The organism is Syntrophotalea acetylenica (assembly GCF_001888165.1).
GTDB classification, from domain to species: Bacteria; Desulfobacterota; Desulfuromonadia; order Desulfuromonadales; family Syntrophotaleaceae; genus Syntrophotalea; species Syntrophotalea acetylenica.
Genome location: NZ_CP015455.1, coordinates 1,266,812 through 1,278,911 on the forward strand (window position 1 = coordinate 1,266,812; position 12,100 = coordinate 1,278,911).

The window sequence follows — 12,100 nt, forward strand, 5'->3', positions numbered from 1 at the left end:
GCCTTTACCACATGAAGAAAGTGCCCAGGGCGATGATGTCCACTTCCTGCCTGCCGTCATTGAACCATTCGACGTTGGCGCGGTTGTATTCCAACACAAGCTTGAGGTGGGGGTTGATGTTATGAAACACCCCGATGGTGATGACATCCTGCTGTTTGAGTTCCCCATTGCCGGTGGAAGCGCGGACGGCTTTTTCGACGGAGGTTTTATCCATGCGGTTGGCGCCGCAGCAGATACCGGGCCTGGTCTGGCCGAAGCGGTTGTCCCAGCTACAGGTACCCTGCAGCTGGTAGCCCTAACTGTCCCGCTCCTCGCCGTCTACAGGGCGGCAAGCACAGGGCTGGCGGCAAACAAAGTGACGGCCACGCTCAGGTCGCTCAACAGCTGTTTGATGGTCGGCCTTTCCTTAGCCGCCCGGCAAGTCTTCGTCCGGAAACCCCGGATGGATGCAACGTAGTTGTTATCCGCCAATGGAGACCTTGATCCCCCGGTCCCTGAAAAGCCGACCGTGGGCTTCCGTTTCCTCAAGCGTCAATGCTTCAATACCCGCCAAAGCATATTTCTGCCCCAGTTGTCCCCATTTCATTTCGCCCAGCCGGTGGTAAGGCAAAATATCGAGGGATTGCACGTTGTTCAGCCCTTTTACGAAATCGGCGGTGGCTTCGAGATTGTCGCGCGAATCGTTGTAGCCGGGGATGAGCGGCAGGCGGATTTTGACGGGGATGCCGAGGCCGGCGATGTTGCGCAGATTTTCGAGAATGACCATATTGGAAACCCCGGTGAGCCGCTTGTGTTCGGCGTCGTCCATGTGTTTGATGTCGGTCAGCACCAGGTCGACGTGCTCCAGAATCGACGCATAGGTTGGCCACTTAACGAATGAACTGGTTTCGATAGCGGTGTGGATGCCCCTGCGTTGCGTTTCCTTCAAGGCTGCCTTGAGGAATTCGGGCTGAGCCGTCGGTTCGCCGCCGGAAAAGGTTACGCCGCCGTTGCTCTGTTCGTAGAATTTGCGATCCCGCTCGATCATCTCCATCAACTCTTGGATCGACAGGTAGCGGCCGATGATGTTGATGGCACCGGCGTAGCAATGCCTGGCGCATCGCCCGCACAGGGTGCAGCGGTCCCGGTCGATGATCAGTCCCCTGCCAGTCGATTCGTCCTGCCTGATGGCGTCGACCGGACAGACTTCCAGGCATTTGCCGCAGCCGATGCAGTTGTTGCAGACGAACGTAATTTCCGGCTTGCCGGCGAGGGATTCAGGGTTCGAGCACCACGGACATGACAGCGGACAGCCTTTGAGGAAAACCAGGGTGCGAATGCCGCCGCCATCGTGAATGGCGAACTTCTGAATGTCGAAGACCAGCCCCTTGAGGCCTTCTCCGCGATCACCGATGTTGTCAAAATCCAGGACCTTCTGTCTCCAGTTCATGGTCATTCTCCAGGTTTTTCGGTGTTTCCTTCTCCCGGGAGGGGCCGGATCCTTGGGACCCGGCCCCCGGTGTCACCACCCGTCAGGCTGATCAGAATACCTGTTCGGTGCGGGAGATGATGTCGTCCTGCAGCGATTTGTCCAGCGCGGTGAAGAAGGCGCTGTATCCAGCTACGCGGACTACCAGACCGCGGAAATCCTCCGGCTTGTCCTGGGCTTCGAGCAGGGTGCTGCGGTCGATGACGTTGTATTGGACGTGGAAACCGCCGTTTTTGAAGTAGGTTTCGGTAACGTTGATGAGGTTGCGCAGCCCCTCTTCGCCTTTGACGGCATTGGGATGGAACTTCTGGTTGAGCAGGGTGCCGTTGGAGGTGACTTCATGGTCCAGCTTGGCTACCGAGTTGACCGTCGCCGTCGGGCCGGAGATGTCCGCGCCGCCGATGGGGGAAACACCGTCAGCCAGCGGGGTGCCGCTCTTGCGCCCGTCCGGAGTCGCGCCGACCACGGCGCCGAAGGGCACGTTGGCCGATGCCGGGTAGAGACCGGGTTGGAACTGACCGCCGCGGGGGTTGCGGTACTTATTGACTTCACGGCAGTAGATGTTGGCCGATTCGACGGCGATTTCATCGGCGTAATCGTCGTCGTTGCCGTACTTGGGGGCACGGTTGACAAGCATCTGACGGATGTTTTCGGCGCCTTCGAAGTCTTTGTCGAGGATGTCCTTGAGTTCCGGCAGGCTGATGACTTTTTCGTCGAAGCACAGCTTCTTGATGGCGGTCAAAGAATCGCCGGCATTGGCAACACCGACCCCCTGCGGGCCGCTGAAGTTGTAGATGGCGCCGCCTTCCTGCAGCGATTTGCCGCGGCCGATGCAGTCTTCGACCAGGCTGGAGAGGAAGGGCAGGGGTACATTCTGGCCATGGGCCAAATCGACCATGTTGTCGGCGTGGCACATCAGACCGACGAAATATTCCATCTGCCTGGCGTAGGCGGCCATGACGTCGTCGAAACTCTTCATTTCGGTGACGTCACCGGTCTTGAGGCCGACCTGCATGCCGGTGCGCTTGTCGTAACCGTTGTTGAGGGTCAGTTCGACGATTTTAGCCATGTTGAAGAAGGCGGCATCGTGCCAGCCCTCGGTCTTGCCGCCGACCTGGGGCTCGACGCAGCCGATGATACCGTAGTCGCGGGCGTCTTCCAGGGTCAGGCCGCGGGACAGCAGGGCCGGAATGATGGTGCGGTCGTTGAAGTAAGCCGGTACGCCCAGGCCCATGCGGCTGATTTCGGCGGCTTTCATGTACAGTACGTCCGGAGTTCCTTCATGGATGCGGATCGACAGGGACGGAGCGTAGAGCTTGGTGTTGGCAGCACACTGCAGCAACATCAGGGACAGCTCGTTGGTAGCGTCCTTGCCTTCACGATCCACGCCGCCGACGATGATGTTCATGAACATCGGGTAGCCTGCGAAAGCCATGGTGGAGTTTTCGTCGCGGACCTTGTTCAGGCCGTTGAAATTCAGCCACAGAAGGTCAAGCATTTCCTGGACCTGCTGGTCGGACATGGAGTCTTTGCTGGCCAGGTAGAAGGGGTAGCAGTACTGGTCGAAGCGCATCGGCGAGATGGAGTGCCCGTTGGACTCGATCTGAATGACCAGGTGGATGAACCAGAAGGCCTGTACGGCTTCCGCAAAGGTTTCCGCCGGTTCGGCAGGTACCTTGCGGCAGATACGGGCAATCTCGAGCAGTTCGGCTTTGCGGGCCGCATCTTTTTGCGCTGCAGCAAGGCGCTCGGCCTCATCGGCAAAACGATTGGCAAAGGCGATTACGGCCTTGTTGGCGATGATGGTCGACTCGAGAAAATGCAGGGACTTCATCTGGTGAGCGTCGGCGTAGTCGAAGTTTTCTTTAGCGGCCTCGGCTTCGGCGATGACCGCGTTAAGGCCTTCGCGCATGACCTTGCCGTAGTTGGCGGAAATGTGGCCGACGCCGTTGAAGTAGTAGTTGCCGACGGTGTAAGCCACCGCGTTGCCCGCGTCAATGGCTTCCTGCTTCATCAGAGCAGTGGCGATTTCGTAGTTGGTTTTGCCCTTCCAGTAGGGGAAAACGTCCTCACGCAGGGTTTTCTTCACATCTTCGCTGATCAGGAAGACGTCCGCCGTACGCTTGGCCAGACGATCAAGTTCGGCTTCCAGCCATTCACAGGAAAACTCGGGGAAGATCGGTGCGGAGCGGGGCATGCTGCACTGGTTGCCGACGATCAGTTCGTCGTCGTCGATGTAGATCGACATGCCGAGGAGGATTTTCTCCAGAGCCCTGGCCCGGCGGAGGCTCATGGGCTGGCCTTCGGTTTCCTTGTAGGATTCGGTGATCAGTCTGGCGCGTTCGGCGCAGATTTCCGGGGTTGTGGCCAAAAATCTTGCCTTGATTTTTTCGACGCGTTCGCTGGGTCCCATGGTAGCGACGGTGGGGTCAACTTTAACCTTGGTAGACATGGTGCCTCCTTTTTTGAGTGGTCGTAATCGCGTTTTTTTAACGACCGCCGGGTTGATTGATCCGTTACTTGATAAAGCCGTGTGCCAGGTTGAGAATCAGCGTGCCCACGGCGATGGCGCCCGCGGGAGGATCGATATGGGTGGAACCGGGTTCCACATCGTGCGTGCCACCAGGCTGATAGCGGCGCCGATGATACCGCCGCCGAAGCAATGTAGCAGAGTGCTACAGACCACGGAGCCATGGTGTTTTCCTTTCCTGAATGTTTTAAAAGTAAAGCGATTAAAATAAACTGCTTTTTTTGTGAACGGTTGACGTACGTTCATGACGGATGAAAGTGTATCGGGTCGTTTTTTGCGCGTAGTCTATTTGTAAACGAGAAGCTTCATGTGCACAATCGCTACAAAAGGCCAATATTGTCGCTCCATATAGTGATTTTCAGGATCACCCTGTTGCCGATGGTTGCCGCAAATCGTATTTTTGTCCCTCGATATAGTGATTTTCTCTGTCCCTATGTCTGGCAAACGACATTTTATTTTGGGTCAGGTGGTCGCTCGTGCTATGAATAAAGGGTCTGGTTTTTGTTCGAAGTTTCCGGATGGACACAAGCCCTTTGATGATCAAAACGGCGTGAAACGGGAAACGTCGGCGGTCTTGCCTGGCGGATCGGGGGCCGGTCTGCTGGAAGGATATCCAGGCCAAAGACGGTGGCGGAGGTGGCATGGGGTGCCAGCAGATAAAGCTTCTGGACCTGATTGAAAAGGACGTTCTTGAGGAAATTGTCAGGGATTTCACCGAGGCAACGCGGGTGGCGTCGGTGCTGGTCGATCTCGATGGCCAACCGATTACCCGTGAGCATAATTTTTCGCGGCTGTGCAAGGACTATTGCCGATCGACGCCGGAGGGGCGGGCGCGCTGCTATGCCAGCGACCGTTTTGGGGGCGAGGAAGGCCGGAAGATCGGCAAGCCTTTCATCTACAAGTGTCTGAACGCCGGCCTGATGGACAGCGCCACGCCGATCATCGTCGAAGGCTATCATGTAGCCACTTTGGTCATGGGGCAGGTGCTGACGCGACCGTTGTCCATTCAGGAGGCCCTCGATGCCGCCAAGCGCATCGGCGTCGAGGATGTGGCGGGTTATCTGAGGGCGTTGCATGAAGTGCCGGTCATGAGTTACCAGCGCCTGCAGTCCGTAGTCAAACTCATGTGCACCATCGCCAAGACCATCAGTTCGCTGGCGATCCAGAAATACCTCTCTCAAAGGGCCTACCAGCAAAACCTGCACAACATCATCAACAGTGTTTCCGATTCCATCATCTCAACGGATCCGGATGGTATTGTGACCGTGATCAACAAGGCCACGGTTGCGATGTTCGGTCGGGAGGCATCGACGGTTGTCGGCCGGCCGATCTTTGATCTATTCGCTTGTCCCGATGCGTTCCGCGAGTACCTGAGCTGCAAGAAGCAGCAGCAACCCTATGAAATTCCGCCGGTCTTTGAAGTAATGAAACCCGACGGCCAGATATTCTATACCCACGCATCCTGCCAGGAACTTTTCCTCTCGACGCGGGAAACGATGGGATACGTTACGGTGTTACGCGACGTTACCCGGGAAAAAAAGATCGAAAAAATGAAAGAGGATCTCATCGGCATGCTGACCCACGACATGGGCAATCCGATTCTTTCCATTCAGCGGGTGCTGGAGTTGATGTTGGACCGCCACCTTGGCACCCTCAATAACCGGGGCGAGGACCTGGTATCCCTGGCCCTGAATTCGACCCACAAGCTTTCCGGCATGGTTTCAAACTTTCTGGATATTTTTCTGGATGAATGTGCCGGGCTGAATTTGTGCCAGGTGCCGGGGGATATGGATTCGACCCTCATGGAGAGCATCCGACAGGTCGGTTTTTCCGCCGGCGACAAGAAAATCAGGATCCATTTCGAACCGGGGCGGGGCGGCATGCAGATGGCTGCGGATTGGGCCCGGCTTCAGCGCACCTGTGTGAATCTTCTGGAAAATGCCATTCGTTTCAGTCCCGTCGGAGGCAGCATAGCTCTTACCTGCGAACCCTGTCGCGATGAACGGGACCGGAGCGCCATTCTGGTCACCATTGATGATCAGGGCAAAGGCATTGACAGGGAAAAACAGGAACTGATTTTTCAGAAATTCTATACCACGACCGTTCAGGGCGGGAATGAGCGCCGCGGGGTAGGGTTGGGGCTTACATTCAGCAAGCTGGTCGTCGAAGCCCATGGAGGCAGGATCTGGGTCGAATCACCTTACCTGGACGGGGCGGGAAAGCAGGTGACGGGATGCAGGTTTCGTTTCCTGGTTCCCATTGCCTGTGACACACGATAAACGGTGTCCAACTTGGAGGATTTATGAGCGAGGAACGTCCGGTAACCGTCTTTATCGCCGACGATCATCCGATTCTACGCATCGGCCTGAGCATGTACCTCGAATCGCAAAAGAGCATCCGCATCGTCGGCGAAGCCGATAACGGTTTCGACGCGGTCAACGCCATCACCCAGAATCCTCCCGATGTGGTGCTGATGGATATAGACATGCCGGGTCTTTCCGGAATTGAAGCCATCCGGGTACTGCGCAAGACCCTGCCGGATCTCAAAATCATCGTGCTTTCAACCTATACCAAAAAAGACTATGTCCAGGAAGCCATGAGCGAAGGCGCCAACGGCTATGTGGCCAAAAACACTAAAATTGACGAACTTATCAAAATTATAGAGGATTTCGCTTCGGGCAGGGAGTGCATGTCGCCCTATCTGCTGAATCTCGCCATCAAATGGCGCCGGCCTGCGGACGGCTCTGACGGCGATGCCGAGCACAATCTGACCCGGACCGAGATCCGCGTGCTGAAAAATATCGCCGAAGGCAAAACCAACAACGAAATAGCCCAGATTCACTTCGTCAGCATCGAAACCATCAAAACCCACGTCCAAAGAATCTTCAAGAAACTTGAAGTGAGCAATCGCATGGAAGCCGTGGCGGTCGCGCGCAAGAAAAATATCATCTGAGGGTGCCGCCAGCATTTCCCTTCTCCGATGGGAGCCATGCTTAAAGGTTCAGTCTGTAACCGGCCCGTGTCTTTGCGCGAAATTTAGTAACATGGTACCGTAACAAATGTGTTTACCATTGTTCAGCCATGAATTCCCGGTATTTTTTTTATTTTGTTTTATAGGTGCTTACATAGTGAAAATTGAATCACTTTCCTGTTTTGTTGAAGGGGAATTTTGATAACAACAGGTTGGGCAATGGTGGCGGGACCATGCCCAGGCAGCCGGGATCGCTGGAGCAGGCGGGTCGGGTGCCTGCAAGCCATCCATTTGATTGCATGTGATGATTCAGTTTTCTGCCGGCATGATTCAAAATCATATTTCATGTTCCAAAAAAAGTATGAAAAAAATCGGATATCATTGAGAAAATTAGCGTAGATATTAAAGTTTTTTCGCGAAATTTGACATTTTTCCGGAAAAGTATTATGTTAACAAAGATATACACATACGAAAGGAGAAGAAAAATTTATTCAAAAATACAAAAACAGATCGCCAGTAAATTTGGAAATGATGAGACATTTGCGAAACATTGGGAGGATTGGCGTTGGCATATCAAACACACAATCAGGGACATTGAAACATTTGAACGTATAACCGGTATCGTATTCGACGATGAATTTCGTCGGGACGTTTCGTTGACCCTCGATAAATTCCCTCTCGCCATTACACCTTATTACCTGTCTCTTATCGATCGGGAAGATTACCGAAATGACCCCGTTTTTATCCAGTCGTTTCCGGTTCCGCAGGAACTGGAAGTCGATCCCCGGGAGATGGCGGACCCGCTCGATGAAGACAAGGACAGTCCTGTTCCCGGCATCACGCACCGATATCCCGATCGTGTCCTGTTTCATATCAGCAATCTGTGCGCTATGTATTGCCGGCATTGCACGCGCAAGCGCAAGGTGGGGGATCAGGATTCCATTCCCGGGCGGGAAGCGATCATGCAGGGCATCGAATATATCGCCAATACCCCGCAGGTGCGCGACGTGCTGCTGTCGGGCGGCGACCCGCTGATGCTTTCGGACGACTATCTGGACTGGATTCTGACCGAACTGTGTCGCATTCCCCATGTCGAGGTGGTTAGGATCGGTACCCGCATACCGGTTGTGCTGCCCTACCGTATTACCGACAAGCTGGTCGCCATGTTGCGCAAGCATCAGCCGCTCTGGATCAACACCCACTTCAACCATCCGCGCGAGATGACCTCTTCGTCAAAGCGCGCTTTGCGCAAGCTGGCCGATGCAGGTTTCCCTCTTGGTAATCAGACCGTGCTGCTGGCCGGAGTCAACGATTGCCCTCGCATCATCAAGGAGTTGGTACATCGGCTGGTGGAAAACCGGGTACGTCCCTACTATCTGTATCAGTGCGACCTTTCCGAAGGGTTGACCCATTTTCGCACTCCCGTCGGCAAGGGTATCGAAATCATGGAGGGCCTCATCGGCCACACCAGCGGCTTCTCGATACCGACCTATGTCATCGATGCGCCGGGCGGTGGCGGCAAGATTCCCCTGAATCCCAATTATCTGATCTCCCTGTCGACCAACAAGGTGGTGTTGCGCAACTACGAAGGGGTTATCACAACCTATCAGGAGCCCAACAGTTACGAGCCGATTTTCTGCGACCGCCAATGTGCCGAGTGCCACCTGCAACTTAAACTCAAGGGGGCCGACGAATGCCAGGCTACGGGCATTGTGAAGCTGTTGGCGGATCATGACGATACCATCTCCCTGACCCCGGAAGACAACGAGCGGATGGTGAGGAGGGGCGATGACTGATCGTATGGAAAAGATAGGTGACTCCCTGATTCAGCACGGTGCCAACAGTGAGCGTATCTACCTGATGAAGACCGCCTCCGACGATTGTCCGGAAATCGTTGAGCGGCTTGATGTCATGGCCCGGCGCGAGGGCTATTCCAAGATTTTTGCCAAGATTCCCGCCGGCATCAGCAAGCCGTTTCTGGAAAACGGCTACTGCGCCGAAGCGCGTATTCCAAAGCTGTTTCATGGTCGGGAAGAAGGGTTGCTGCTGGGCAAGTTCCTGCAGCGGGAACGTCGTGTCGAACGCAAGCCTGAGCTGGTTGAGAAGGTGTTGGAAGCAGCCCGGGCCAAGTCCGGGCCCGTTGATGGCAGCACCGTGCTGCCCGAAGGTTTTGAACTGCGCCGGCTCGGCGAAGGGCAGGTCGGCGCGGCGGCCGCCTTGTACCGCGAGGTGTTTGCCAGTTACCCATTCCCCATTCACGATCCGGCTTATCTGCTCGAAACCATGCGGGATCATATCCGCTATTTCGGTATCTGGCGTGGTGACCGCCTGGTTGCCTTGGCTTCAGCGGAGAAGGACTGTCAGGCACGACATGCCGAGATGACCGATTTTGCGACCTTGCCCGCTCACCGCGGACAGGGTTTCGCGCGGATATTGCTGGCCCGCATGGAGGAAGCCATGCGCGAAGACGGTATCCATACGGTCTTTACCATCGCCAGGGCCTATAGCTATGGCATGAATATCACTTTCTCCAGTTCCGGTTATCTTTTCGGCGGTACCCTGCGTAACAATACCCAGATCTGCGGACGCCAGGAAAGCATGAATGTGTGGCACAAAGCGCTGAACTGACGCGAGTTTGCGACAGGGGTGGCGAGGGCAGGGCTTTTTATCCCACATCCTCTATGAAAACCATGTCGTATCCATCCGGATATTCCGGATGGATACGGACTGAGTCTGGCTGACGGTGCTTTGTTTAGGCCGTCTTTTGTGTTGAAAAAAAGTCCGGCCCATGCTAGAAGTGTCGTTCTTGTCGGGGCGTAGCGCAGTCTGGTAGCGCACCTGTCTTGGGCACAGGGGGTCGGAGGTTCGAATCCTCTCGCCCCGACCATGTTGCGCCAGTAGCTCAGCTGGATAGAGCATGTGACTTCTAATCACAGGGTCGAGGGTTCGAGTCCTTCCTGGCGCGCCAGTGAGTTAAAGGGTTGGCATACAAGGCCAGCCCTTTTGTTTTTTTGCATAGTTTCAGGACCCATTCAGTGGCCGCCGGCAACCCGGCGTACCCGCACAGGATGTACCGTTTCGGGTAAGGCAAGAACTGCGAAAAGCCGCGCCCGGGCCTGACTTGCACACCCTATCAAGGGCTACGGGAAAGATTGCCTGTCCGCCGTTGAGGTTGCGGTGTTGCGTCGGCATTGCGACAAGCAAGCCGCATCGTATATACTTTATTGTCGCCAGATGGTGCTGCGGCGCCAGCAACGGCAATCAGCGGAGGGATCCTTTTGTGCGAAGAAAAACCTGATATTTTATTGGAAAGGACTATCGATTATACGTTCGGCGACCCGTCGCTGCTTATCGAAGCCCTGACCCATAAATCCTTCAGTAACGAACAGAATGATCGCGGTGTTCCGGATAACGAGCGTCTTGAGTTTCTTGGTGATGTGGTTTTGGGGCTGGTCGTCAGCCATTACGTGTTTCGGACTTTTCCGCATCTTCCGGAAGGAGAGTTGACCCGGATCCGTTCCGAAGTCGTCAGCGAAAAAGGTCTGGCAGTGATTGGCAAAGCCATCTCGCTTGGTGACTTCATGCGCCTTGGCAAAGGTGAGGAGCGCAGTGGCGGCCGTCTTAAAAGCAGCCTGATCGCCAATGCCATGGAGGCACTGATAGGCGCCATTTTTTGCGACGGTGGCTTCGAACAGGCCTGCCGGGTGGTCGAGGCGCTGGTTGTGGAGCATATTCAGCGGGCGGCGCGGCGCAAGGCGGGTGTCGATTACAAAACCCGTCTCCAGGAGCGTCTCCAGGCACGGTTTGGCGAGGTGCCCCAATATGTGCTTGTGCATGCCGACGGCCCGCCCCATCAGCGTTCCTATACGGTAGAAGCGCGCTTTCGGGAATCCTGTATCGGGCGGGGCGAGGGGCGCAGCAAGAAGGCGGCAGAGCAGGCCGCCGCCAGACAGGCATTGGAACAGCCGGAAAAGTAACTTTCGTCGATGCCGGTGGAGCAGGGCTCTGACGGCGGTTTTTTCTGCTTGTCGGGCGTCCATCCCGGCGAATCTTTTTGTAATGAAACATCGATGCCGGTAGCTTATGGTTGTCTTTCCGTTTTTCATTCCTCATTGCGGTTGTGCACAACGTTGCGTCTTCTGTCAGCAAAACCGGATCACCAGCGTGGAAACGGCCCCCTCACCTGCGGAGGTGGCAAGATGTCTCGAAGTCATGCTGCCGGAGCGTGGTGTGGGCGAAGTGGCTTTTTACGGTGGCAGCTTCACCATGCTCGATCCTTGTTTGCAGGAGGCTTACCTTGCCGGCGTTGTTCCTTTTGTGCGTGCCGGGCGGGTGGCCGGCATTCGGGTATCGACCCGGCCTGACGGATGCGACAATGAGCGGGTTGCGCGGTTGCGGGCCTTTAACGTCACAACGGTCGAACTGGGCTGTCAGTCTTTCAGCGACGCGGTGCTGCGTAAAGCGCGCCGTGGCCATGACGCAAGTGCCGCGGGCGAATCGGTAATGAGGTTACGTAACGCTGGCCTGCGCGTCGGACTGCAGCTGATGCCCGGCCTGCCCGGCGGTGATGGTGATGAAGCGCGGCGTTCTCTGGCCAGGGCTCTGGATCTGGAACCGGATTTTCTGCGTCTCTACCCTGCGGTGGTACTGGCCGGGACCGGGCTGGCACAGGCCTGGCGCAGAGGCGATTATGTTCCTCTTGACCTTGACGATGCCGTAGAGCTTTGCGCTGAACTGCTATGGCATTGTCACGATCAGGGTGTCCCTGTTATCCGCCTTGGCCTGCAGTCTTCCCCTGAACTGGATCGAGGCTCGACGGTTCTGGCCGGCCCCTATCATCCGGCGTTCGGCCAACTGGTGCGTTCCAGGCTGTGGCGTCGTGCCCTCGAGTCGACGGCTACCGCCTCCGGAGGTCGGCGGGCTAAGGTAGATTTTGCAGACCTGAGTGACGCAATGGGTCACCGTCGAACAAATCTCGACTACCTGTCGAGACGCTTCGGGCATTTTGAAATCGTTTCTTCCGGCCATCAGGTTCGCCAGTGTTTCGTTTTGGCCGGGTGCCGCCATGACATGATGTCGCAGGCCCGTTATTTGCAACCTTTACCACCAACGACGGACGACCACTCATGAG

9 protein-coding genes and 2 tRNA genes are annotated in these 12,100 nt (G+C 55.9%); 8 read left to right on the top strand and 3 right to left on the bottom strand.

Going from position 1 to position 12,100, the window contains the following annotated elements; all coding sequences use genetic code 11:
* Nucleotides 1-4: 4 nt before the first annotated feature.
* The 3 genes from A6070_RS05735 to A6070_RS05745 all read right to left on the bottom strand — a co-directional run bounded on the left by A6070_RS05735 (nucleotide 5) and on the right by A6070_RS05745 (nucleotide 3,920).
* Entirely contained in the window at nucleotides 5-214 is a 210-nt protein-coding gene (locus A6070_RS05735; RefSeq protein ID WP_072287445.1) for a hypothetical protein, read from the bottom strand.
* A 246-nt stretch (nucleotides 215-460) separates the two neighbouring features.
* A complete protein-coding gene (locus A6070_RS05740; protein WP_072288152.1) occupies nucleotides 461-1,429 on the bottom strand; it encodes a glycyl-radical enzyme activating protein in 969 nt (322 codons plus the stop codon).
* 91 nt (nucleotides 1,430-1,520) lie between these two features.
* Nucleotides 1,521-3,920 (bottom strand): glycyl radical protein, encoded by a 2,400-nt coding sequence (locus A6070_RS05745; protein WP_072502026.1) that lies wholly within the window; start codon nucleotides 3,918-3,920, stop codon nucleotides 1,521-1,523.
* A gap of 719 nt (nucleotides 3,921-4,639) precedes the next feature.
* Between A6070_RS05745 and A6070_RS05750 the strand changes: the two genes are divergently transcribed.
* From A6070_RS05750 to A6070_RS05785, 8 genes are all read left to right on the top strand, one after another.
* Nucleotides 4,640-6,277, top strand: coding sequence for a sensor histidine kinase (locus A6070_RS05750; protein ID WP_072287447.1), 1,638 nt, complete (start codon nucleotides 4,640-4,642; stop codon nucleotides 6,275-6,277).
* Between the two features lie 23 nt (nucleotides 6,278-6,300).
* Complete coding sequence (locus A6070_RS05755; RefSeq protein WP_072287448.1) at nucleotides 6,301-6,951, top strand: response regulator transcription factor; 651 nt, start codon at nucleotides 6,301-6,303, stop codon at nucleotides 6,949-6,951.
* A gap of 464 nt (nucleotides 6,952-7,415) precedes the next feature.
* Nucleotides 7,416-8,765, top strand: coding sequence for a lysine 2,3-aminomutase (gene kamA, locus A6070_RS05760; RefSeq protein ID WP_072288154.1), 1,350 nt, complete (start codon nucleotides 7,416-7,418; stop codon nucleotides 8,763-8,765).
* Nucleotides 8,758-9,597 (top strand): putative beta-lysine N-acetyltransferase, encoded by an 840-nt coding sequence (ablB, locus tag A6070_RS05765; protein WP_235605416.1) that lies wholly within the window; start codon nucleotides 8,758-8,760, stop codon nucleotides 9,595-9,597. The genes kamA and ablB overlap by 8 nt, the downstream gene beginning before the upstream one ends.
* A 182-nt stretch (nucleotides 9,598-9,779) precedes the next feature.
* Nucleotides 9,780-9,856, top strand: a tRNA-Pro gene (locus A6070_RS05770).
* Nucleotides 9,857-9,860: 4 nt separating this feature from the next.
* Nucleotides 9,861-9,937 (top strand) — tRNA-Arg (locus A6070_RS05775).
* Nucleotides 9,938-10,247: 310 nt separating this feature from the next.
* On the top strand, nucleotides 10,248-10,946 hold the full coding sequence (gene rnc / locus A6070_RS05780; RefSeq protein ID WP_083558779.1) for a ribonuclease III: 699 nt from the start codon (nucleotides 10,248-10,250) through the stop codon (nucleotides 10,944-10,946).
* Nucleotides 10,947-11,052: 106 nt separating this feature from the next.
* Nucleotides 11,053-12,099, top strand: coding sequence for an elongator complex protein 3 (locus A6070_RS05785; protein ID WP_072287449.1), 1,047 nt, complete (start codon nucleotides 11,053-11,055; stop codon nucleotides 12,097-12,099).
* The last annotated feature ends 1 nt before the right edge of the window (nucleotide 12,100 follow it).